This window comes from Acidovorax sp. GW823-FHT02H02 (assembly GCF_058797075.1).
In genome coordinates this window covers 228,274-252,198 of the sequence record NZ_JBXAJH010000001.1, presented here as the reverse complement: position 1 = coordinate 252,198, position 23,925 = coordinate 228,274, and the positions used below count along the sequence as shown (strand labels likewise).

The 23,925-nt window shown below is 63.2% G+C and carries 18 protein-coding genes; 3 read left to right on the top strand and 15 right to left on the bottom strand.

What is annotated here, in order from left to right:
* Positions 1-15: 15 nt before the first annotated feature.
* The 5 genes from nirB to AC1RDS_RS01165 form a co-directional block, all read right to left on the bottom strand.
* The gene (nirB, locus tag AC1RDS_RS01185; RefSeq protein WP_092698824.1) at positions 16-2,463 is read right to left on the bottom strand and encodes a nitrite reductase large subunit NirB; all 2,448 of its coding nucleotides are present in this window, start codon (positions 2,461-2,463) and stop codon (positions 16-18) included.
* Positions 2,464-2,832: 369 nt separating this feature from the next.
* A complete protein-coding gene (locus AC1RDS_RS01180) occupies positions 2,833-4,347 on the bottom strand; it encodes an efflux transporter outer membrane subunit (protein WP_492226618.1) in 1,515 nt (504 codons plus the stop codon).
* Positions 4,344-7,502, bottom strand: coding sequence for an efflux RND transporter permease subunit (locus tag AC1RDS_RS01175; RefSeq protein ID WP_348682745.1), 3,159 nt, complete (start codon positions 7,500-7,502; stop codon positions 4,344-4,346). Before AC1RDS_RS01175 ends, AC1RDS_RS01180 begins: the two co-directional genes overlap by 4 nt.
* A 13-nt stretch (positions 7,503-7,515) precedes the next feature.
* The gene (locus AC1RDS_RS01170) at positions 7,516-8,796 is read right to left on the bottom strand and encodes an efflux RND transporter periplasmic adaptor subunit (RefSeq protein WP_348682746.1); all 1,281 of its coding nucleotides are present in this window, start codon (positions 8,794-8,796) and stop codon (positions 7,516-7,518) included.
* A gap of 198 nt (positions 8,797-8,994) precedes the next feature.
* The gene (locus tag AC1RDS_RS01165) at positions 8,995-9,954 is read right to left on the bottom strand and encodes a bile acid:sodium symporter family protein (protein WP_348682747.1); all 960 of its coding nucleotides are present in this window, start codon (positions 9,952-9,954) and stop codon (positions 8,995-8,997) included.
* A 360-nt stretch (positions 9,955-10,314) separates the two neighbouring features.
* Here AC1RDS_RS01165 and AC1RDS_RS01160 point away from each other — a divergent pair, with 360 nt between their 5' ends.
* Positions 10,315-10,935, top strand: coding sequence for a DUF937 domain-containing protein (locus AC1RDS_RS01160; RefSeq protein WP_287876927.1), 621 nt, complete (start codon positions 10,315-10,317; stop codon positions 10,933-10,935).
* A gap of 41 nt (positions 10,936-10,976) precedes the next feature.
* On the opposite strand, the gene AC1RDS_RS01155 is transcribed toward AC1RDS_RS01160, so the two are convergent.
* Complete coding sequence (locus AC1RDS_RS01155; RefSeq protein ID WP_287876929.1) at positions 10,977-11,153, bottom strand: hypothetical protein; 177 nt, start codon at positions 11,151-11,153, stop codon at positions 10,977-10,979.
* On the opposite strand from AC1RDS_RS01155, the gene AC1RDS_RS01150 reads away from it, so the two are divergent.
* Positions 11,152-11,592, top strand: coding sequence for a CBS domain-containing protein (locus AC1RDS_RS01150; protein WP_287876931.1), 441 nt, complete (start codon positions 11,152-11,154; stop codon positions 11,590-11,592). The two genes, AC1RDS_RS01155 and AC1RDS_RS01150, sit on opposite strands and share 2 nt — an antisense overlap.
* Before the next feature lie 53 nt (positions 11,593-11,645).
* Here the strand turns inward: AC1RDS_RS01150 and AC1RDS_RS01145 are convergent, their stop codons facing one another.
* From AC1RDS_RS01145 to msuE, 6 genes are all read right to left on the bottom strand, one after another.
* Positions 11,646-12,458: an ABC transporter ATP-binding protein gene (locus AC1RDS_RS01145; protein ID WP_092698837.1), complete on the bottom strand. Its 813-nt coding sequence runs from the start codon at positions 12,456-12,458 to the stop codon at positions 11,646-11,648.
* Positions 12,455-13,390, bottom strand: coding sequence for a nitrate ABC transporter permease (gene ntrB / locus AC1RDS_RS01140; protein WP_092698839.1), 936 nt, complete (start codon positions 13,388-13,390; stop codon positions 12,455-12,457). The genes AC1RDS_RS01145 and ntrB overlap by 4 nt, the downstream gene beginning before the upstream one ends.
* 26 nt (positions 13,391-13,416) lie before the next feature.
* The gene (locus AC1RDS_RS01135; RefSeq protein WP_348682748.1) at positions 13,417-14,673 is read right to left on the bottom strand and encodes a CmpA/NrtA family ABC transporter substrate-binding protein; all 1,257 of its coding nucleotides are present in this window, start codon (positions 14,671-14,673) and stop codon (positions 13,417-13,419) included.
* A 674-nt stretch (positions 14,674-15,347) separates the two neighbouring features.
* On the bottom strand, positions 15,348-16,373 hold the full coding sequence (locus AC1RDS_RS01130) for a methionine synthase (RefSeq protein ID WP_348682749.1): 1,026 nt from the start codon (positions 16,371-16,373) through the stop codon (positions 15,348-15,350).
* Between the two features lie 119 nt (positions 16,374-16,492).
* Positions 16,493-17,476 (bottom strand): DUF1852 domain-containing protein, encoded by a 984-nt coding sequence (locus AC1RDS_RS01125; protein WP_287876937.1) that lies wholly within the window; start codon positions 17,474-17,476, stop codon positions 16,493-16,495.
* A 42-nt stretch (positions 17,477-17,518) separates the two neighbouring features.
* A complete protein-coding gene (msuE, locus tag AC1RDS_RS01120) occupies positions 17,519-18,100 on the bottom strand; it encodes an FMN reductase (RefSeq protein ID WP_092699810.1) in 582 nt (193 codons plus the stop codon).
* Positions 18,101-18,333: 233 nt separating this feature from the next.
* On the opposite strand from msuE, the gene AC1RDS_RS01115 reads away from it, so the two are divergent.
* Positions 18,334-19,230 (top strand): LysR family transcriptional regulator, encoded by an 897-nt coding sequence (locus tag AC1RDS_RS01115; RefSeq protein WP_092699812.1) that lies wholly within the window; start codon positions 18,334-18,336, stop codon positions 19,228-19,230.
* On the opposite strand, the gene AC1RDS_RS01110 is transcribed toward AC1RDS_RS01115, so the two are convergent.
* The 3 genes from AC1RDS_RS01110 to acnD are packed head-to-tail and all read right to left on the bottom strand — an operon-like array spanning position 19,221 to position 23,910.
* Positions 19,221-20,081 (bottom strand): isocitrate lyase/PEP mutase family protein, encoded by an 861-nt coding sequence (locus AC1RDS_RS01110; protein WP_092699814.1) that lies wholly within the window; start codon positions 20,079-20,081, stop codon positions 19,221-19,223. The genes AC1RDS_RS01115 and AC1RDS_RS01110 overlap by 10 nt on opposite strands.
* A gap of 20 nt (positions 20,082-20,101) precedes the next feature.
* A complete protein-coding gene (prpF, locus tag AC1RDS_RS01105) occupies positions 20,102-21,283 on the bottom strand; it encodes a 2-methylaconitate cis-trans isomerase PrpF (RefSeq protein WP_287876970.1) in 1,182 nt (393 codons plus the stop codon).
* Positions 21,283-23,910 carry a Fe/S-dependent 2-methylisocitrate dehydratase AcnD gene (gene acnD / locus AC1RDS_RS01100; protein ID WP_092699816.1) on the bottom strand — a complete coding sequence of 876 codons (2,628 nt, stop codon included), beginning with the start codon at positions 23,908-23,910 and terminating at the stop codon, positions 21,283-21,285. Before acnD ends, prpF begins: the two co-directional genes overlap by 1 nt.
* Positions 23,911-23,925 lie beyond the last annotated feature (15 nt).

The window sequence follows — 23,925 nt, the reverse complement described above, 5'->3', positions numbered from 1 at the left end:
TTGAGATGAAAACTTTCAGACCGCGGCGATCGGGATGAACTGCCGCTGGTCCACCGCTGCCTTGTCCAGCTCGAACCACGGATCGGGCTCGCCATCGAGCGCGAACTGCAGCTGCTCCCACAGCGCCTGGCGGCCGGCGTGGTCTTCGAGGATGCGTTTTTTCACGTAGTCGAGGCCCACGCGGTTCACGTAGTGCACGGTGCGCTCCAGGTACCAGCCCTCCTGGCGGTACAGCTCGCAGAACGCGCCGGTGTACTCCAGCACTTCCTCGGCGGTCTTGAGCTTGGTGAAGAAGTGCGCCACCTCGGTCTTGATGCCGCCGTTGCCGGCCACGTACATCTCCCAGCCGCTGTCCACGCCGATGATGCCCACGTCCTTGATGCCGGCCTCGGCGCAATTGCGCGGGCAGCCGCTCACGGCAAACTTGACCTTGTGCGGTGCGTACATGCGCCACATGGCGCGCTCCAGGTCCTTGCCCATCTGCGTGCTGTCCTGCGTACCCATGCGGCACCATTCGCTGCCCACGCAGGTCTTCACGGTGCGCAGGGCCTTGGCGTAGGCGTGGCCGCTGGGCATGCCGATGTCCTTCCACACCGCCTGCAGGTCTTCCTTCTTCACGCCCAAGAGGTCAATGCGCTGGCCGCCTGTCACCTTCACGGTGGGAATCTTGTATTTGTCCACCGCATTGGCAATGCGGCGCAGCTCGTCGGCCGTGGTCTCGCCGCCCCACATGCGCGGGATGACGCTGTAGGTGCCGTCTTTCTGGATGTTGGCGTGGCTGCGTTCGTTGATGGCGCGGCTTTGCGGGTCGTCCTTGGCGTCCTTGGGCCAGGTGCTGATGAGGTAGTAGTTGACGGCGGGGCGGCAGGTGGCGCAGCCATTGGGCGTCTTCCATTCCATGAAATGAAAGACATCGGCAATGGACAGCAGCTTGTTGGTGCGGATCGCCTCGCGCACCGCCTGGTGGCCGTGGTCGGTGCAACCGCAGATCGCCTTGGTCCTGGGCGTGGCGCTGTAGTCACCGCCCGCCGTGAACATGATGATCTGCTCGACCAGGCCGGTGCACGAGCCGCACGATGCGCTGGCCTTGGTGTGCTTGCGCACTTCATCGAGCGTGAACAGGCCCTTGTCCTTGATGGCCTTGCAGATGGCGCCCTTGGTCACGCCGTTGCAGCCGCAGACCTCGTCGCTGTCGGCCATGGCGGCGGCCTTGTTCTGGCCCTGGTGGCCTGCGTCGCCGATGTTGCTTTCGCCAAACATCAGCTTGTCGCGGATGTCGTTCACCGTGCGGCCGTCGCGCAGCAGCTTGAAGTACCAGCTGCCGTCCACCGTGTCGCCGTACAGGCAGGCGCCCACGAGCTTGTCGTCCTTGAGCACCAGCTTCTTGTACACGCCGCCAAAGGGGTCGCTCATCACGATCTCTTCGGTGTTCTCGCCGCCCTGGAAGTCGCCTGCTGAAAAAAGGTCGATGCCCGTGACCTTGAGCTTGGTGGATGTGAGCGAACCTTGGTAGCGGCCAATGCCGAACTCGGCCAGGTGGTTGGCCAGCACCTTGCCCTGCTCGAACAGCGGGGCCACCAGGCCATAGGCAATGCCCCGGTGCGCGGCGCATTCGCCCACGGCGTAGATGCGCGCGTCGGTGGTGGTCTGCAGCGTGTCGCTCACCACGATGCCGCGGTTCACATGCAGGCGCATCTTTTCGGCCAGAGCCGTGTTGGGTCGGATGCCCACGGCCATCACCACCAGGTCGGCGGGCACCTCGGTGCCGTCCTTGAACCTGACGCTGGCCACGCGACCTTCGGCGTTGCCCACCAGCTCCTGCGTCTGCGCCTTCATCAGAAACTGCATGCCGCGCTCGGCCAGCGACTTCTGCAGCATCTTGCCGGCCACATCGTCGAGCTGGCGCTCCATCAGCCAGTCGCCCACATGCACCACCGTCACCTGCATGCCGCGCTTCATGAGGCCGTTGGCGGCCTCCAGCCCCAGCAGGCCGCCGCCGATGACGACGGCGTGCTGGTAGGTGGCTGCGGCATCGATCATGGCCTGCGTGTCGGCAATGTCACGGTAGGCCAGCACACCCTTTAAATCTTTGCCGGGGATGGGCAGGATGAACGGGTTGGAGCCCGTGGCCATGATCAGGCGGTCGTATTCGGCGGTGATGGTTTCGCCCACGGCGTTGGTGGCGCGCACGGTGCGGTGCACGCGGTCCACGTCGGTCACGGTAAAGCCGGTGTGCAGCGTGATCTGGTTGTCCTGGTACCAGGCCCAGTCGTTGAGGATGATCTCGTCGATGGTCTGCTCGCCCGCCAGCACGGGAGACAGCAGGATGCGGTTGTAGTTGGGGTGCGGTTCGGCACCGAACACCGTGATGTCGTAGAGGTCGGGCGCAATCTTCAGCAGCTCTTCGAGCGAGCGGACGCCGGCCATGCCATTTCCCACCATCACCAGCCTGGATTTTTTCATCGTGACCCCCGTAGGCGTTTCGGCAAAACAAAAAGGCGTCCGCGCGGTGCACCGGCTTCGCAGCCAGCACTCCCGCAGGGACGCCATCGTCTTCGTCAGCCCGATCCGCCATTGCACCGGGCTCAACAGGTGGCCTACCTTGGCCACGCCCAGGGTTATGCAAGGCCTGTGCCAGCGATGCTTAAAATGGGTGGTTAAAGTGAAGCCCTGCTGCAGCGCTTGTTTGGCAAGCGTTTGCAGCTATCAAGTTAAAAGCAAGATCAGAGCCGATGTCGATATCGGTGCAGGGTCTGCGTGGCGGCCGTGCCAGCTTGGTGCATGGGCACCCCAGGGGGGATTCCCCGTCGGGTGGGCGCGAAAGCACCCCCTTCAGGAGCCGGGCGTTGCCATGCCGCCCGTGGTGTCGTCGCTCCAGCTGCCCCCCAGCACTTTGTACAGCGTGATCCGGTTGGCCTGCTCGGCCAGTGCCAGCGCGATCAGTGTCTGCTGCGCGCCGTAGAGCGAGCGCTGGGCGTCCAGTACGGGCAGGAAGCTGTCTGCGCCCAGGCGGTAGCGGGCTTCGGACAGCTGCAGTGCCTTCAGCGTGGCAGCCTGCAGCGATTGCTGGGCCTGCAGGCGCTCGGCCAGCGTGGCGCGGTCGGCCAGGGCATCGGCCACTTCGCGGAACGCGGTCTGCACGGCCTTTTCGTACTGGGCAACGGCGGTGTCGCGCGCGGTTTCGGCGATCTGCAGGTTGGCGCGGTTGCGGCCCGAATCAAAGATGGGCAGACGGATCTGCGGCGCAAAGCTCCAGGTGCCGTTGCCGCCGTCGAACAGGCCCGAGAGCGCGTTGCTGGCGGTGCCCGCCGACGCCGTGAGCGTGATGCTGGGGAAGAACGCGGCCCGCGCAGCGCCAATGCTGGCGTAGGCGCCGCGCAGCGTGTATTCGGCCGCGCGCACGTCGGGGCGGTTGAGCAGCACCGACGAGGGCAGGCCGGCCGGCACGGCCAGCAGCGCGGCGGCGGGTGGGGCGAGGGTGGGCGTGGGCTCTGTGGATGCCGATGCCGATGCGGCCGTGTTCACCCCCTCGGGCAGCAGCGCGGCGGGCACGGGCGCGCCCACCAGCAGGGCCAGCGCATTGCGGTCGCGCGCCACCTGGCTGGTGAAGGCGGCCACGTCGGTGCGGGCCGCGTCCACGGTGGTCTGGGCTTGTGCCAGCGTGAGGCCCGAGGCCGCGCCCAGCGCGTGGCTGCGCTCGGTCAGCTCAAACGACTTCTGGCGGCTGCGCAGCGTGTCTTGCGCCAGTCGCAGGCGCCGGCCATCGGCATCCAGCGTGAGCCAGGCGTTGGCCACCTCGGCCACCAGGCTCAGCTGCACGCTGCGGCGGCTTTCGGTGGTGCGCAAGAATTCCTGCAGCGCGGCCTCGTTGAGGTTTTTCACGCGGCCAAACAGGTCGATCTCGTAGCTGCTGAACCCGAGCTGCGCGCTGTACTGGCTGCTGATGGGCGAGCGGCCGCTGGTGGTCAGGTCCTGGGCGGTGCGTGTGCGCGTGCCGGCGCCAGTGGCCCCCACGGCGGGGAAGCGGTTGGATTGCTCCACGCCGTATTGTGCGCGGGCTTTTTCGATGGCCAGCACGGCCACGCGCAGGTCACGGTTGTTCTGCAGCGCCAGCGCTACCAGCTCGCGCAGGCGCGGCTCGTGCAGGAAGTCCTGCCAGCCCATGGGGCCGGAGTCGGGCACAGGGGTGCCGGGCTGCGCCTCAGTGCCCGGCAGCGTGGCCGGCACGGGCAGGGCGGGGCGCGCATAGTCGGGCGCCAGGCTGGTGCAGCCCGCCAGTGTCAGCAGTGCCAGCAGCGCCAGGGCGCCCACGGTGTGGTGGGGAGCGATCAGGGGGTGGCGGCTCATGCGGCGGCTCCAGTTTCACTGGCCAATGGTCTGGCTGCGCGGTCGGCAAAGTAACCGCGAATCAGCACAAAGAACACCGGCACAAAAAAGATGCCCAGCACGGTGGCCGACACCATGCCGCCCAGCACGGCCGTGCCAATGGCCTGCCGGCCGCCGGCGCCGGCGCCCGTGCCCAGGGCCAGCGGCAGCACGCCAAAACCAAAGGCCAGCGAGGTCATCAAGATGGGCCGCAGCCGCAGGCGCACGGCCTCCAGCGTGGCGTCCACCACGCTGCGGCCGCGCTCTTGCAGCTGGGTGGCAAATTCCACGATCAGGATGGCGTTCTTGGACGACAGCCCCACGGTGGTGAGCAGGCCCACCTGAAAGTACACGTCGTTCGACAGCCCGCGAAAACCGATGCCCAGCAAGGCCCCGACAATGCCCAGCGGCACCACCAGGATCACCGAGAACGGCACCGACCAGCTTTCATACAGCGCGGCCAGGCACAGGAACACGAACAGGATGGACACCGCATACAGCAGCGGCGCCTGCGAGCCCGACAGCCGCTCCTGGAACGAGGCGCCGGTCCATTCGTAGCCAATGCCCGAGGGCATTTCCTTCATGATGTCTTCGACCGCCGCCATGGCCACGCCCGAGCTCACGCCCGCGGCCGCATTGCCCACGAACTCATAGCTGGGGGCGCCGTTGTAGCGCTGCAGCTGCGGCGAGCCATAGGTCCAGCGGGTGCTCGAAAACGCCGAGAACGGCACCATCTGCCCCTGGTTGTTGCGCACCGTCCAGGGGGCCACGTCCTGCGGCAGCATGCGGAACGGCGCATCGCCCTGCATGTACACGCGCTTGACGCGCCCCTTGTTCAGAAAGTCGTTCACATAGGTGCCGCCCAGCGCGCTCGACAGGGTGTTGTTCACATCCACCGTGGCCAGGCCCAGGGCGCCGGCCTTGCTGTCGTCGATGTCCACGCCCAGCTGCGCGGTGTCATCGAGGTTGGTGCTGCGCGTGTTGCTCAGCTCGGGGCGCTTGGCGGCCAGGTCCAGCACCTTGTCGCGTGCAGCCACCAGCGCGTCGTGGCCCAGGCCGTTCAGGTCCTTGAGCTGGAAGTTGAACCCCGCATTGGCCCCCAGCCCGCGCACGGCGGGCGGCAGCAGCACGAAGATGCGCGCATCGCGGATGGCAGCCAGGTCCTTGGTGGCCTTGCGCGCAATGGCGTCGGCGCTCTGGTCTGGGCGCTTGCGCTGGCTCCAGTTGGTCAGCCGCACAAAGCCGCGCGCCGAGCTCTGGTCGCCGCCCGAGCCGGTGATGGAGTTGAAGCTGATCACATCGGGCTGGGCAGCAAAGTATTTTTGCACCTGCGCCATCACGGCCTGCAGCCGCGCGTTGGAAGAGCCCGGCGGCAACGTGATCTGCACCGATATCGCGCCCTGGTCCTCATTGGGCAAGAACGACGTGGGCAGGCGCAAGAACAGCACCGCCATGCCCGCGCAGATCAGCAGGTACACCAGCATCATGCGTTTGCCCCGGCGCACCACGCCGCCCACGCCGCGCTGGTAGCTGTCGGCCGTGCGGTCGAAGCGGCGGTTGAAGCCGACAAAAAAGCGGTCGATCCAGCCCGCAAGGCCCTTGCGCGGTGCGCCAAAGGGACTGTGCTGCCCCTTGGCAATGGGCTTGAGCAAGGTGGCGCACAGCGCGGGCGTGAGCGTCAGGGCCACCAGCACCGACAGCACCATGGCCGACACGATGGTGATGGAAAACTGCCGGTAGATCACGCCGGTGGAGCCGCCAAAGAACGCCATGGGGATGAACACCGCCGACAGCGTGAGCGCAATGCCCACGAGGGCGGGCGTGATCTCGGCCATCGATTTGCGCGTGGCCTCCTTAGGGGGTAAGCCTTCCTCGCTCATCACGCGCTCGACGTTTTCCACCACCACGATGGCGTCGTCCACCAGCAGGCCGATGGCCAGCACCAGGCCGAACATCGTGAGCGTGTTGATCGAGAAACCCGCTGCCGACAGCACCCCGAAGGTGCCCAGCAGCACCACGGGCACGGCAATGGCCGGAATCAGCGTGGCGCGGAAGTTCTGCAGGAACACGTACATCACCAGCACCACCAGCGCCATGGCTTCGAGCAGGGCCTTGACCACTTCTTCGATCGAGGCGCTGACGAATGGCGTGGTGTCGTAGCTGGTGAAGGGCTTGAGCTGGTAGGGAAAAAACGGCTGCAGTTCGGCGATCTTGGCGTTGACGGCAGTGGCCACGGCCATGGCGTTGGCGCTGTCGGCCAGCACCACGCCCATGCCGGCGCCGGGCCGGCCGTTCAGGCGCGAGGTGATGGTGAGGTTTTCCGCCCCCAGCTCGATGCGTGCCACGTCCTTGAGGCGCACGGCGGCGCCGTCGGTGGTGGATTTGAGCACGATCTGTTCGAACTCTTCTTTCGTCTGCAGCTTGCTGCGCGCCGTGATGGTGGCATTGAGCTGCTGCTCGCCCACGGCGGGCAGGGCCCCCAGCTGGCCCGCCGACACCTGCGCGTTCTGCGCATTGATGGCGCTGCCGATATCGGACGGCATGAGCGCATATTTTTCGAGCTTGCCCGGATCGAGCCACACGCGCATGGCATAGCCGGTACCCAGTGTGAGCACGTCGCCCACGCCGTCGATGCGGCTGATCACGTCCACCAGGTTGCTGGTGATGTAGTCGCCAATGTCCACCTGCGACACGCTGGGGTCGGGCGAGGTGAAGGTGATGATCATCAGGTAGTCGTTGCCGCCCTTGGTGACGGTGACCCCCCGGCTTTGCACGGCCGGCGGCAGGCGCGACATGGCTTGCTGCAGCTTGTTTTGCACCTGCACCTGCGCCACGTCGATGTTGGTGCCGGCATTGAAGGTGAGCGTGGTGCGCGAACTGCCCGAGGCGTCGCTGGTCGAGCCCATGTAGATCAGGTTGTCCAGGCCCTTGAGCTGCTGCTCGATCACCTGCGTGACCGATTCCTCGACCGTCTTGGCCGACGCCCCGGTGTACAGGGCGCTGATCGATACGCGCGGCGGCGCGATGTCGGGGTATTGCTCCAGCGGCAATGTCTTGATCGACATGGCGCCGGCCAGCATGATGATGATGGCGATGACCCACGCAAAGATGGGCCGGTTGATGAAGAACTGTGCCATGGCGGGCCGGCCCTCAGCGAGCGGCCGATGCGGCCGAAGCTGCGGGGGCCGCAGGCGTTGCGGCCGCAGAAGCCGGCGCTGCCATCGGCTTGGGTGCCACCTCGGTCGGCTTCACGGTATCGCCGGGCTTGATGCGCTGAAAGCCATCCACCACCACGCGGTCGCCGGCCGCCAGCCCGCTGCCCACCAGCCAGCGGTTCCCCACGGCCGTTTCGACGGTGATCTTGCGCCGCTCGATCTTGTCGTCCGCGGTGACCAGCAGCACGCTGGCGTTGCCGGCCGTGTCGCGGTTGACGCCCTGCTGGGGCACCAGCAGCGCCTGCGCGTTGATGCCGGTTTCCAGCACCGCACGCACATACATGCCGGGCATGAGCAGGCCGTCGGGATTGGGCACCACGGCGCGCAGCGTCACGGCGCCGGTGCCCGGGTTCACGCTCACGCCCGCAAACTGCAGCTTGCCGGTGTGGGGGTAGCGGCTGCCGTCTTCCAGCTGCAGGGTGATGGGCGCCTCGGCCTGGCCGTTTTTCTGGATGCGCCCGCGCGCCAGGTCGCTTTTGAGGCGCAGCACCTCGGTGCTGGACTGGGTGACATCCACATACAGCGGATCGAGCTGCGAAATGGTGGTGAGCGCGGCGGCCTGATTGGCGGTGACCAGCGCGCCAGGGGTGACGGTGGACGTGGTGGTGCGGCCCGCAATCGGCGCCTTGATGCGGGTGTAGCCCAGGTTGATGCGGGCGTTGTCCAGCGCGGCGCGGGCGACGGCCAGGTCGGAGCGGGTCTGCACCAGGGCCGCCTGGCTGTCGTCATGCACCTGCCGGCTCACCGCATCGATCTTCACCAGCTCGGCATTGCGCCGGGCGTTGACCTCGGCCGTGCCCACGTTGGCCTGCGCCTTGGCCAGCGAGGCCTCGGCGCTGGCCAGCGCCACCTGGTAGCTGGAGGCGTCGAGCTGGTACAGCGGCTGGCCGGCCTTGACCTGTGCGCCTTCGGTGAACAGGCGCTGCTGCACGATGCCGCCCACCTGCGGGCGGATTTCGGCGCTGAGGTAGGCGCTGGTGCGGCCGGGCAGTTCGGTGGTGACGGTCTGGCGCTCGGGCCGGAGGGTGACCACGCCCACTTCCGCCGGTCCCTTCGGCGCCACCGGTGGCGCCTTGTCGGAGCAGGCGCCCAGCAGCAGGGCGAGCCCCACCAGCGTGGCTGAAGCCAGGTGGCGGGGCGAGCGGGAGGGCTCAGGGGGTGAATGGAGGGCGGACGGCGTGGGGGCAGGCAGGTGGTCGGGGAAAAGAGGTGTCATGGGCGCGCGCAGTCCTGTTTGGCAAAACATTTTGACGCAAAAAGCGCGAGGGCATGGAAGCCCCGGGCGCCCAAGGGGATGGCGTGCTGTGACCAGCGTGGCGGCGCCCCCGGCGGGCCGACGACCACCCGGCATCGCCGGCCGTGCCGTGGGGGCCCGTTCAGCGCTTGCGCGGCTTGGCCCATGGGGGCCTGCCAATCAGGCAGGCTTGGAGGGCGCTGTGGCGTTGTCTTCGTCGCGAAAGCGCTGGAACAGCGTGGCCACCAACGGGCCCGAGATGTTGTGCCACACGCTGAAGATGGCGCTGGGCACGGCGGCCAAGGGTGAAAAATGCGCCGTGGCCAGCGCCACGCCCAGGCCCGAGTTCTGCATGCCCACCTCGATCGCCAGCGCCTTGCGCTTGGAAACATCCATGCCCGTGAGTTTGCCCAGCCAGTAGCCCAGCAGCAGGCCCAGGCCGTTGTGCAGCACCACCACGGCAAAGATCATCAGGCCGCTGGTGGCAATGCGGGCCTGGTTGCCGGCCACCACCGCCGCCACGATGGCCACGATGGCGGCCACCGACACCAGCGGCAGCACCGACACGGCCGCCTTCACCTTGTCACGCAGCAGCGATTGCGCCAGCACGCCAAAGGCGATCGGCAGCACCACCACCTGCACGATGGACCAGAACATGGCCGAGGCGCTCACTTCCAGCCACTGGCTGGCCAGCAGGTAGATGAGGGCGGGCGTCACCATCGGTGCCAGCAGCGTGGTCACCGAGGTGATGGCCACCGACAGCGCCACGTCGCCGCGCGCCAGGAAGGTCATCACGTTCGACGCCGTGCCCCCGGGGCAGCAGCCCACCAGGATCACGCCCACGGCCACATCGGGTGGCAGGTTCAGCGCCTTGGAAAGCGCCCAGGCCAGGCCCGGCATGATGATGAACTGGCCGAGCACGCCGATGGCCACGTCCAGCGGGCGCTTGGCGACTTCCTTGAAATCGTCCTTGGACAGCGTCAGGCCCATGCCGAACATGATGATGCCCAGCAGCGGCACGATGTAGGGGCCGATCCACTTGAATTGGGCGGGGGCATAGAACGCCAGCACGGCGAACAGAAGTACCCAGATGGCAAAAGTCTTGCCCACGAACTGGCTCAGACGGGCGATGGCCTGCATGGTGCATATCCTTGAAAGGCGCAGCGATCGCGGCGGCGCGGTGCTGGCGTGCAGCACGCGGGGCAGCGCAACGGCTGCGGAAAAGTCGAATGGGGGAGGAGGGCCCGTGGATGCCACGCGGTACGTGGCGATGGGCGTGCACAGCGCGCAGGTGGGCGCGCACAGCGTGCAATGGTCTGCAACGGCCGGGTGGGCTGCAACAGATCAAGGGTTAACCCTGATTGTAATAAGGGGTAAATCCCTTGTTCCTGACCCGGTTGTTGGTCCGGCAAGGGGTCACCGTGCACCTGGATGTCACCCATTGGGCCTACCATGTCTGCCGGGCCCGGTGGCCCATGCATTGTTGAAAGGATGCCTGTCATGAACTCCCCTGCCTCCCTTGTTGACGAACTGATGGCCCAGCTTCAGGGTGCGCCGTTGCAGCAGATGGCCCAGCAACTCGGCACCAGCCCGGCGCAGGCCGAGAGCGCCGTGGGCGCGGCCCTGCCGCTGCTGCTGGGCGCGCTGGGGCGCAATGCGGCCCAGCCCCAGGGCGCGATGGACCTTTTTGGTGCCTTGCAGCGCGACCACAGCGGCGGCCCCGACCTGGGCGGCCTGCTCGGTTCGCTGCTGGGCGGTGGTGCAGGCAGTGGCGGCGGCCAGCCCGATGGCGCGGCCATCCTGGGCCACATCTTCGGTGGCAACCAGCAGCGTGCCGAGGCCGGCCTGGGCCAGGCCACGGGGCTGGGGGCGAACGCCGGGCAGTTGCTGCAGATGCTGGCGCCCATCGTGATGTCGTTCCTGGCGCAGCGCATGAGCGCGGGTGGCATGGACGCTGGCGGCCTGGGTCAGGCGCTGGGCCAGGAGCCGGCGCGCGTGCAGCAGCAGGGCGGCCTGGGTGGCGGCCTGCTGGGCAGCCTGCTCGACCAGGACGGTGACGGCCAGGTAGGGCTGGGCGACCTGCTCAAGATGGGCAGTGGCCTGCTGGGCGGGCGGCGCTAGGGCGCCACCCATCTGCTCTGCTTTTGAGCACTATTGGCGCTTTATGGGCAAGCAATTTTGCCCAATATGGCTTCAAAATAATGGGCAACGCCAAGCCGGTCCGCGGCGTTGCCAGATGCCGCCAGGCAGGGCACTTGACGCTGCCGGTGTTGCGCACAAGGCAGGATGCGTTGAAACTCTTTCACGTCCGCCATCATTTTTGCAGGGAGGCCCTTCATGACAGCCGTTGCTGAAATTCTCAAATCCAAGAGCGACCACACCGTTTACGCCATCGCACCGCAAGACTCGGTGTTCGATGCGCTCCAGCGCATGGCCGACAAGCGCATCGGGGCGCTGCTGGTGATGGAGGGCGACACCATCGTCGGCATCGTCACCGAGCGCGATTACGCCCGCAAGATCGCCCTGCTGGGGCGCAAGTCCACCGCCACGCTGGTGCGTGATGTCATGACGACGGCGGTGATGTATGTGGGCCCCACCCAGACCAGCCAGGAGTGCATGGCGCTCATGACCGAAAACCGCCTGCGCCACCTGCCTGTGGTCGATGGCGACAAGCTGGTGGGGCTGATCTCCATTGGCGATCTGGTCAAGGACATCATTTCCGAGCAGAAATTCATCATCGAGCAGCTCGAGCACTACATCACCGGCGGCGGCCGCTGAACGCCAAATGCCCCGGCTGTGAGGCCGGGGCATTTGGCGTGCGCAGGGTGGGGTCAGGCCGCTTTCTCCACATGCCCCTGGCGGGTGTACAGAAAGTCGATCACGGCCTTGCGGCAGTGCACATAGCGCGGGTCTTCTGCCAGTTCCACGCGCTTGCGCGGGCGCGGCAGGTCCACATGCAGCACCTCGCCAATGGTGGCGGCCGGGCCGTTGGTCATCATCACGATCTTGTCGGACAGCAGCACCGCCTCGTCCACGTCGTGCGTCACCATCACCACGGTGCTGTGCGTGCGCGCCACGATCTCCAGCAGCTCGTCCTGCAGCTTGGCGCGGGTGAGGGCGTCGAGCGCGCCAAAGGGCTCGTCCATCAGCAGCACCTGGGGTTCCATGCACAGCGCCCGTGCAATGCCCACGCGCTGCTTCATGCCGCCCGAGATCTCGCCGGGGCGCTTTTGCGCCGCGTGCGTGAGGCCCACCAGTGCCAGCGCCGCATCGGTGCGGGCCAGCAGCTGGGCCTTGCTTTCGGTTTTGCCAAACACGCGCTCCACCGCCAGGTGCACGTTGTCAAAGCAGGTCAGCCAGGGCAGCAGCGAGTGGTTCTGGAACACCACGGCGCGCTCGGGCCCGGGGCCGCTGATTTCCTTGTTGGCGCACAGCAGCGCGCCGTGGGTGGGCGTGGTCAGGCCGGCGATCAGGTTGAGCAGCGTGGATTTGCCGCAGCCCGAATGCCCGATGAGCGCCACGAACTCGCCCTTGGCAATCGTCAGGTGGATATCGCGCAGCGCCGGAAACAGGCCCTTGGCGGTCTTGAAGGTCTGCGCTACGCCCTGGATCTCGATGAACTTGGTGGTCAGCGATGCGTTCATGATTTCACCTCTTCGAACGTGAAGGCCGTGGCCAGCTTGATGAGCGCCATCTCCAGCAGCAGCCCGACGATGCCGATCACGAAGATGGCAATGATGATGTTCTTGACGTTGAGGTTGTTCCACTCGTCCCACACCCAGAAACCGATGCCCACGCCGCCCGTCAGCATCTCGGCGGCCACGATCACCAGCCACGCAGTGCCCACGGCCAGGCGCACGCCCGTCAGCATGTAGGGCAGCACGGCGGGGAACAGGATCTTGGTGGCGATCTTCCACTCGCTCAGGTTGAGCACGCGGGCCACGTTCATGTAGTCCTGCGGCACGCGCTGCACGCCCACGGCGGTGTTGATGACCATGGGCCAGATCGAGCAGATGAAGATGGTCCAGATGGCGGCCGGGTTGGCCCCCTTGAACACCAGCAGACCGATCGGCAGCCAGGCCAGCGGCGACACCGGCCGCAGCAGGCTGATCAGCGGGTTGAACATGCGCGACAGGAAGGCAAAACGCCCGATGACAAAGCCCGCCGGAATGCCCACCAGCGCCGCCAGCCCGAAGCCCACCGCTACGCGCTGCAGCGAGGCCAGCACGTTCCAGCCCACGCCCTGGTCGTTGGGGCCGTTGCGGTAGAACGGGTTGCTGAACACTTCCAGCGCCTGCAGCCAGGTTTCGTGCGGCGTGGGGATGCTGCGGCCCGTGCTGGCCGACACCAGCGCCCACAGCCCCACCAGCAGCCCCAGGCCCAGCACGGGCGGCAGCACCGTCAGCCAGAAGCTGCGCGAGAGGGCGGCCCAGTCGCGCGCGGGCTTGGGCGTTGGCGGGTTGGTGGGCTGAGAGGTTTTGGGGGTTTTGGCGCCCGTAGATAAAACGCTATTTGCTATTGTTTTGGTAGCTTCTGGCGCGGACTCCCGCGGGGCATGAAAAACGGCACTGACCATGGTGATCTCCGGTTGTTCAGGCCTGCTCAGGCCTTGATCTTGAAGCCGTCGGCATACCTGGCGGGGTCTTTGCCGTCCCACACCACGCCGTCGATCAGCTTGCTCGTGCGCAACACGTCCTTGGGCACATTGACCTTCATGGCGCTGGCGACCGATCTGTACAGGTCCACCTGGTTCACCTGCTTGGCCACGGCCAGGTAATCGGGGTGGCTCTTGAGCAGGCCCCAGCGCTTGTGCTGCGTGAGGAACCACATGCCGTCCGACAGGTAGGGGAAGTTCACCGCGCCGTCGTTGAAGAACTTCATGTGGTTCGGGTCGTCCCAGGTCTTGCCCTGGCCGCCACCCACGCCGTTGCTGTAGCGGCCCAGGATGCGCTGGTTGATCGCGTCCACGCTGGTGTTCACGTAAGCCTTGCCGGCAATGGTTTCGGCCATCTTCATCTTGTTCGACAGGCTTGCATCGATCCACCGGCTGGCTTCCAGCACCGCCATCATCACGGCGCGCGTGGTGTTGGGGTACTTCTTCACAAACTCTGCCGTGGTGCCCAGCACCTTCTCGGGGTGGTCGCGCCAGATGTCCTGCGTGGTGTTGGCCGTGATGCCGATGCCGTCCATGATGGCGCGGTGGTTCCAGGGCTCGCCCACGCAAAAGCCGTCCATGTTGCCCACGCGCATGTTGGCCACCATCTGCGGCGGCGGCACGGTGATGAGCTTGGCACCCGACACCGGGTTGATGCCTGCCGCCGCCAGCCAGTAGTGCATCCACATGGCGTGTGTGCCCGTGGGGAAGGTGCCGGCAAAGGTGTACTCGCGCTTCTCCCGGGCCATCAGCGCTGAGAGCGAGGGGCCGTCCACCGCGCCCTTGTCGGCCAAGGCCCTGGACAGCGTGATCGCCTGGCCGTTGTGGTTGAGGGACATGAGCACCGCCATGTCCTTCTTGGGGCCCGCCGTGCCCAGGTGCACGCCGTATACCAGGCCATAGAGCACATGGGCAAAGTCCAGCTCGCCGTTCACCAGCTTGTCGCGCACACCGGCCCAGCTCGCCTCCTTGGTGGGGATGATGGTCACGCCGTACTTCTTGTCGAAGCCCAGCACCGAGGCCATCACCACGCTGGCGCAGTCGGTCAGCGGAATGAAGCCGATCTTGACCTCTTTCTTCTCGGGTGCATCCGAGCCTTGGGCGTGGACCAGGGCGCGCAGCGCGGGGCTCACCCCCACGGCGCCCACGGTGGCGGCCTGCAGCACGGTGCGGCGGTTGAGGCGGGTTTTGAGCAGATCGGTCATGGTGCTTCCCTTGTGACGTGACAAACAAAAAAGGCGTCCTCACGCCGCGCCTGGCTGCGTCATGCAGCTGTGCGCGGGTGGGGACGCCTTTGTCCGGTTTCTGGCCGCATCCGCCCGCCGTTGGGCAGAGCCGCCATTGCAGACCTGTGAAGGTCTTGCATGATGCATTGCAAGCCCTGTGCCAGCTAGTAGAAGTGATTTTTGCTATTGAATGATGAGCGTACTACGAAGTATTTACGGGTGCTACAGGTTTTGTTGCTGAAAGAGACCGGGGGCGGCAGTGCACCGGTGTTGTGCGGCGCACCATCAGGGCGCGGGGAGCTGAGGGCTGAAAACGGTCACGATCTGCCGTTCGTGACTGATCGGTTTCTGACGCAGCTCTATGCACTCAATCCACAGTCCCAGTTCGCGGCGTGAACGTAGGCCAGCGGTTGTAGCCGACTTCAGGATCGTTGGCCCGCAGCGTCTGGACGAAGTGAACCTCCATGCTATTGATCTCCGCCCTTGTCGCAGTCTTCGACTCCCACAAGATGTCTCGGGTGACCGTGAAGCTCTTCCGCAGTACTGGGGAGTGAATCGTCAAGGCGCAGCCTTTCACGCACATGAGAACGACTTTTCGGCTCTGTCAAAGACTGCCCTTTGCGGAGCAGAAAGGCAGCTTAGCTGACAGAGAATTAGCTCGCAGTAATCCGTTCCCTGGCGAGCCGGGTGCCTGCAGCAAGCGCCTGCAGCTTTCGCCAGGCCACGTCCCGATCCATCGGAGCCAAGCCACAGTTCGTACACGGGAAAAGTCTCTCCTTGGGCACGAACTGCAGGGCTCGGCCGATAGTGTCAGCCACTTCTTCGGGTGTTTCTACTTCATCGCTCGCCACATCGATCACACCGACCAGTACGTCCTTACCTGGTAGCAGTGCCATGAGGTCGGGAGGTACATGAGAGTGGATACATTCCAAGCTCACCTGATCAATGCTGCTGCGGGCGAGCGCAGGAAACACCGTCTCATACTGGCGCCATTTCTCGCCCAGTGTGCTCTTCCAGTCAGTGTTGGCCTTGATGCCGTAGCCGTAGCAGATGTGTACCGCCGTTGTACACGTCAGCCCCTGCGCCGCTCTTTCAAGCGCCTTCACGCCCCAGTCGGCTGCATCCTTCATGTAAACGTTGAAGGCAGGTTCATCGAATTGGATGATGTCTACTCCGTCGGCTTGCAGCGCGAGAGCTTCTTGGTTGAGCAACTCGGCAAATGCAAAAGCCAACTTCACTTTGTCACCATAGAAACGGTCGGCGACCGTGTCTACGATGGTCATCGGACCAGGTAGCGTGAATTTCAGCTTCTTTTTGGTATGAGCACGCGCGAGTTGAGCTTCGAAGGCATGCACACGGCCCTTCAATCGCAGGGCAGCCACCACCTGCGGCACCATAGCGTCGTACCGGTTATCGCGTATGCCCATCTTCACTTTGTTGTCGAAGTCGATGCCTTCGACTTGTTCGAGGAAGCCGTGCACGAAATGCTGGCGCGATTGCTCACCGTCGCACACGATATCCAGACCCGCGTCCTCCTGGGCTTTGATCCAAAGCAGGGTCGCATCGGCTTTGGCTTGGAGCAACGCATTGCCTTCGGCCCTCCACTGAGGCCAAAGTTTGTGGGTTTCTGCGAGCCAGGCCGGTTTCGGCAAACTACCGGCGATCGAAGTTTCAAACATCAAAAATTCCTTCTGACAAAAAAATGGACAGACATAGGTGAGTCAACCGGTTTAGCGAGAACAGCCAATCCATGGTTTTTCTTGGGAAACAAAGCATGAAGAATCAACCGAAAGAGCGGTCAGCTCGCAGAGCTGGCAGTCCATCGATGCAGGACAGAACCGTACGGCTTGATGAAGTGCTCCTCAGCAAACTTGCCTTGCTGGACCGCAAGTTGACTGCGCTCTTCACGGTCGTAGACGATTTGCGTCGACGAGTAGTCCTGGTTGGTGAGGCTCGGCTGATAGAAGTTACCGGCGGCAGAGTTGGCGTTGTAGATCTCGGGCCGATAAATCTTCTGAAAGGTTTCCATGGTGCTGATGGTGCCGATCAGCTCAAGATTCGTGTAGTCGTCCAGAAGATCGCCGTAAAAGTAGAACGCTAACGGCGCGACGCTGTTTGGAGGCATGAAGAAGCGAACTTGCATACCCATTTTTTCAAAGTACCGGTCGGTCGCTGAAAGTTCGCTCTGTTGATACTCAACGCCCAGTACCGGGTGCTGATTTCCATTCCGCTGGTAACGTTTGCTGGTCGATACACTGATGCAGATGACAGGTGGCTTGCCTAAGTGCGCTTTGTAAGTGACCGAACTGACAAACTGTTTGAACAGCTTTCCATGCAATTCACCAAAACCTTCAGGAACACCGAATTGCGCCCGATCAGCGTTGTAGCCGGGAAGCAGGATGCTGAAGTCGTAATCGCGGACGTAGGAAGAAAAGTTGTTCCCAACGATCCCATCGATGCGTTTTCCCGTCTTCTTGTCGAGAATGCTGGTTTTCAGCACTTCAATCAACGGAAATGAAGCATTGCTAATGCTGGAAGCCATGCTCATCTCTACGGAGATGATCTCCAGTTCGACAGAGTAGCGATCTCCTGTCGCATTGTCCCAATGCGCTAGCTCATTAAAACGGTTGTTGATCATCCTCAGCGTGTTGCGCAAATTCTGCTGGCGACTCTTTCCCCGTGCCAGGTTGGCAAAGTTGGTGGTGATGCGCGTGCTGTCTGATGGGATGTAGTTTTCATCGAAAAGGATGCTCTTGAGTTCAAAGCGGAGTTCTTCGTTCATGGCGATTGCGTCTGGAAGTTGTTAGGTTGGCCAAGTCGTGAATCAGGCCACGTGCGCTTCAATGGTCAGGCGGGGCAAGGCGTGGCGCGCCAATGTCACCAACGGCATTGCCCGCTCGACCGCGAGCCTGGCCCGTTCGAGCAAGGCCCCGTTGCGTAGGCGGCCTTCCGCAAAGTCCTTGTCGGTTGCGTAAACACCTAGCGGCATCGTGCGCGTCTGGAAAAAGCTGAACAACGGGCGCAATTGATGGTCGATCACCAGGGCATGGCGCTCACTACCACCGGTGGCTGCTAGTAGCACTGGTTTGTCGATCAATGCATCCTGATCGATGAAGTCGAAGAAGTGCTTGAACAATCCCGAGTAGGCGCCGCGGTAGACCGGGGTGACTACGACGACCACGTCTGCTTGCTCGACTTCTACAAGCGCACGCTCTGCCGTACAAGGCAGTTGGGAGCGCAGGACCGCGCCGGCTAGTTGGGGAGCGATCAGACTCATCTCGATAAGGTGCTTTTCACACGGCATTTCATGTGCGATCAACTCCAGCAGGTGTTCTGCCAAGGTTGCTGCCTTAGAGGGACGTTGAAGCCCTCCGGAGACGGCGACTATGCGCGTGGTGTGTTTCATTCTGTCTTTCGTATCGACTGATTTCTGGTGCCTAGAGGCTTGATGGAGTGCGCAAGGTCAAGTCGCTTTGCCATCGTGCTGCGCCTGCAAGTTCGGTCCGCTGAATGCGGTGAGTTGTTTGACGGCCATGGGCTTCCTTTGAACTGCCAACGAACAATGGAAGCGAATGCTAGACATCAGTGATCATGAAGTAAAATGGTTTTATCTCACGATTTCATGAATATTTCTCATATATGTTGGAGCGCGCACATTTAGCCATCGTGGCCGAGGTCGAGAAACAGGGCTCCTTGACTGCGGCGGCTAACGTGTTGTGCCTCACGCAGTCGGCGCTGAGCCACAGCATGAAAAAGCTTGAGCAGCAGCTGGGCACTGACATCTGGCTGCGTGAAGGCCGTAGCCTGCGTTTAACCCAGGCTGGCCAGTACCTGCTTGCGGTGGCGAACCGGGTGCTGCCGCAGTTGAACTTGGCCGAAGAGCGCCTGCGCCAGTTTGCGCAAGGCGAGCGCGGCACGCTGCGTATCGGTATGGAATGCCACCCTTGCTACGAGTGGCTGCTCAAAGTGGTGTCGCCGTACTTGGCGGCCTGGCCCGACGTCGACGTGGACGTGAAGCAGAAGTTTCAGTTTGGCGGCCTGGGGGCGCTTTACGGCTATGAGATTGACATGCTGGTCACGCCTGACCCCTTGTTCAAGCCCGGATTGCACTTCGAGCCCGTGTTCGACTACGAACAAGTGCTTGTGGTGGCCTGCGACCATGCTTTGGCCAGCGCACCGCATATCACCCCCCGTGATCTGCTAAGTGAGGTTTTAATTACCTACCCGGTCTCGCCGGATCGGCTGGATGTTTACACCCAGTTTCTATCGCCTGCTGGTGTGAGTCCACGCCGGCATAAGACCATCGAGACCACCGACATCATGTTGCAGATGGTAGCCAGCGGGCGCGGCGTCGCCGCGCTTCCACGCTGGCTTGTCGAAGAGTACGCGTGCAAGATGCCCGTGAAGCCTGTGCGTCTAGGACCACAAGGGATTGCCAAGCAGATCTACCTTGGCGTACGCGAGTTGGACATGAACACCGATTACGTACAAGCCTTCGTGCTCCTGGCAAGAACGCTATCTCATTCTCAGGTGTAGCGTTTCTCTAGCTCGTCCCAGTCTGGCTTACCGACTAGGCGTTGACGCTCAGTGAACGATGTGACCAAGCCGCTGCTTTCAAGTACTTGCTTGTCGTCTCTTAGGGTGGTGAGCGTCTTATGCATGCCATGCACTGCGCCCTGTAACGCAGCGTTGGCGTAAAGCACGATACCGTAGCCCAGTCGGCCAAGCTCCTCGGCGCCGAACATAGGGGTCTTGCCGCCTATGACCATGTTCATCAGCTGCGGCTTGGCCAAGCGCTGGGGCAGTGCACGTACCTCCTCGGCCTTGGTTACGGCCTCTACAAAAAGGATATCCGCGCCTGCCTCTGCAAATTTTTGCGCTCGCTCTACGGCAGCCTCAAAGCCGTGCGTAGCTGCCGCGTCGGTACGCGCCATTACGAGGAAATCCGGATCGCGTCGTGCATCCACAGCGGCCTTGATCTTGCTCACCGCCTCTTCCGTCGAGATAACTTCCTTGCCCGAGAAATGACCGCAGCGCTTGGGTGAAACCTGGTCTTCCAACTGAATGCAGTCGGCACCGGCTCTTTCCAGCGTGCGTACGGTGTGGTACACGTTGAGCGCGTTCCCGAAGCCAGTGTCGGCATCTACTATGAGTGGCAGGCTCACCGCATCACGTATGCGGGCTGTGTGGTTGGCGATCTCTGAAAGACCCATGAAGCCCTGATCGGGCATACCGAACCACATGTTGGTAACTCCGGCACCGGTAACGTAGAGGGCCTCGAAGCCCAGGTCTTCCACGACCTTCGCAGACAGTGCGTTGAACGCGCCGGGTACCAGTACGCCGCGGCGCGCCTCGACAAGGGATTTGAGTTGCTTACGGGTGGACATCAAGTTATCACAATCTAAATTCAGAAACTGTCATTGGGCACGCGCACCCAGCCTTCCATGAGGATGCGCGCACTGCGGCTCATGACGGCTTTGGTAACGGTCCATTGACCGTCAACCAGGTTCGCCTCGGCGCCGACGCGCAGCTGGCCCGAAGGGTGGCCAAAGCGCACGCTGTGGCGCGCGCCACCGCCAGCCGCAAGATTCACCAGCGTGCCCGGCACAGCGGCCGCAGTGGCAATGGCGACCGATACCGTGCCCATCATGGCGTGGTGCAACTTACCCATGGAGAGTGCGCGAACCAGAATGTCCACATCCTCAGTTCGCACACGCTTGCCACTCGACGCGGTATAGCCGGCCGGAGGAGCCACGAAGGCGATTTTGGGTGTGTGCTGCCGAGTCGTGGCCTCCTCGGCCGTGTGGATAAGACCCATGCGCAATGCGCCTGCCACGCGGATGGACTCGAGGCGCGCCAACGCAGTGGTATCGCCGTTGATGGACTCGCGCAGCTCGGTACCGGTGTAGCCAATGTCAGCGGCATTGACGAAGATTGTGGGAATGCCCGAGTTGATCAACGTAGCCTGGAGCATTTCGATGCCCGGCACCTCCAATGCGTCCACTACCTGCCCCGTTGGGAACATGCCACCGTCACCATCGGCATCGTCTGCTGGTTCCATGAACTCGAGCACGATCTCTGCTGCTGGGAAGGTCACGCCGTCGAGTTCAAAGTCCCCTGTCTCCTGGACTTGCCCGTTGAGAACCGGAACATGAGCAACTATGGTTTTGCCGATGTTGGCCTGCCAGATACGCACAGTGCAGATGCCATCGCGCGGCATCGCTTCGACATAGCCTGCATGGATTGCGAACGCGCCGGCCGCTGTCGACAGGTTGCCGCAGTTGCCGCTCCAATCAACAATGTTTTTATCAATGGCAACTTGACCATAGAGGTAGTCCACGTCGTGCCCAGGGCGTCTGCTTTTCGAAAGAATCACACACTTACTGGTGCTAGACGTGGCGCTGCCCATGCCGTCGATTTGTGCAGCATAGGGGTCCGGACTGCCGATGACGCGCTGGAACAAGCGGTCTCGTGCTGAGCCCGCTTGTTGCGTTGCGGGTGGCAGGTCCTCAAGACGAAAAAATACACCCTTGCTGGTCCCTCCACGCATGTAGGTGGCTGGAATTCTGATTTGTGGTGAAGCGACCATCATGCAGCCCTTTTCTGCGCAAGGAAGTCCTGCGCGAAACGTTGCAAAACACCCCCAGCCTCGTAGACAGAGACCTCTTCGGCAGTATCGAGCCGGCAGTTCACTGGCACCTGCAGCGTCTCGCCGCTCTTGCGATGAATTACCAGCGTTAGTTCCGAATGCGGTGTGCGCGTCCCTTTGACGTCAAAGGTTTCCGTACCGTTAAGTCCAAGCGTCATCCGGGTGGTGCCGGATTGAAACTCCAGCGGCAGCACCCCCATGCCGAACAGGTTGGTGCGGTGGATGCGCTCGAAGCTCTCGGCAACCACCACCTCGACGCCCGCCAGGCGAACACCTTTGGCCGCCCAGTCTCGGCTAGAGCCTTGACCATAGTCAGCGCCGGCAATGATGATCAACGGCTGACGGCGGTTCAGGTAGGTCTCAATGGCTTCCCACATACGTACCACCTGTCCATCGGGCTCCACACGGGCAAGGGAGCCTTTCTGCACCTTGCCATCGACCACGGCCATCTCGTTGATGAGCTGCGGGTTGGCGAAGGTGGCACGCATGGCCGTCAGGTGGTCACCACGGTGCGTGGCGTAGGAGTTGAAGTCCTCCTCGGGCAGACCCATTTTGTGCAGGTACTCACCAGCCGCGCTGTCCATAAGAATAGCGTTGGAGGGGGAAAGGTGGTCCGTGGTGATGTTGTCGGGCAGGATTGCCAGAGGGCGCATACCTTTGAGCGTGCGGGGAAAGGCAGCCAGGGCGCCGACGCCTTCCGTATCCCAGTACGGAGGACGGCGGATGTAGGTGGACATCGGACGCCAGTCGTATTGGGGAGCCACACGTTCACCATCGTCCACCCGCAGGGAGAACATCGGCTCATACACGGAGCGGTATTGCGCGGGTTTGACTGCGGCCTGGACCACGGTGTCGATCTCTTCATCGCTGGGCCAGATGTCTTTCAGGCGGATTTCCTTGCCGTCCACAATCGTCAGGACATCGTTCTCGATGTCGAAGCGCACTGTGCCAGCGATGGCATAGGCCACCACCAGCGGCGGCGAGGCCAGAAATGCCTGCTTGGCATAGGGGTGGATGCGCCCGTCGAAGTTACGGTTGCCCGAGAGCACGGCGGTGGTGTATAGATCACGGTCGATGATTTCCTGCTGAATCTTGGAATCGAGCGCGCCGCTCATTCCGTTGCAGGTGGTGCAAGCGAAGGCGACGATGCCAAATCCCAATGCCTCCAGATCGCCTAAAAGCCCTGCTTCCTTCAAGTACAGTTCCACCGCCTTGGAGCCGGGCGCAAGCGATGTCTTGACCCAGGGCTTGCGCGTGAGGCCCAGCCGGTTCGCATTGCGCGCCAGCAGCGCGGCGGCGATTACGTTGCGCGGATTGCTGGTGTTGGTGCAGCTGGTGATGGCGGCGATGATCACGGCGCCATCGGGCATCCGGCCCTCGGCCTCATCGGCGCGGGCCATTTCGAGCTTGATGGCACCGGCAATGCCTCGATCCACCAACGCCGAGAGCGGCAGGCGACGGTGCGGATTCGATGGCCCAGCCATGTTGCGCACGACGGTCGAGAGGTCGAACTTCAGTACGCGCTCGTACTGCACATTGCGCAGGCTGTCGACCCAGAAGCCGGCTGTCTTGGCATAGGTTTCCACTAACTGCACCTGTTTCTCCTTGCGGCCTGTCAGACGCAGGTATTCCAAAGTCTGTTCGTCGATAGAGAACAGTGCAGCGGTGGCACCGTATTCAGGGCACATGTTCGAAATGGTGGCCCGGTCGCCAATGGACAGGCTCTCGGCTCCCTCGCCATAGAACTCGACATACGCGCCCACTACCTTTTCCTTGCGCAGGAATTCGGTCAGGGCTAGCACGATGTCGGTCGCGGTGATGCCAGGCTGCCGGCGGCCCTTGAGCTCTACGCCTACGATGCTGGGCAGGCGCATCCAGGAGGCGCGGCCTAGCATCACGTTTTCGGCCTCCAGGCCACCCACGCCGATGGCGATCACGCCCAGCGCATCTACGTGTGGGGTGTGGCTGTCGGTCCCCACGCAGGTGTCGGGAAATGCCACGCCATCTTGCACGTAGACCACGGGTGACATCTTCTCCAGGTTGATCTGGTGCATGATGCCGTTGCCTGCGGGGATCACGTCCACGTTGGCGAAGGCCTTCTTCGTCCATTCAATGAAGTGGAAGCGGTCCTCATTACGGCGATCCTCGATAGCGCGGTTTTTAGCGAAAGCATTGGGGTCGAAGCCGCCGCACTCCATGGCCAGGGAGTGATCCACGATCAATTGAACAGGTACCACAGGGTTCACCTGAGCTGGGTCGCCGCCTTCGTTGGCGATAGCATCGCGCAGGCCAGCTAGGTCCACCAGCGCCGTCTGCCCAAGAATGTCGTGACAGACCACACGCACGGGATACCATGGGAAGTCGATCTCACGCTTGCGTTCAATCAGTTGCAGAAGATAGTTGTCCAGTCGTGCCGGATCTGCCCGCCGCACAAGGTTTTCGGCATGTACGCGTGCGGTATAGGGCAGCCCTGCCCAGGCACCAGTTCGTAATGTCTCAACCGCCTCGCGCGCATCCATGTAGTCCCATTGCGTTCCCGGCAGCTTTTTGCGGTATTTAGTATTCATGAGATTGGGTGTTGA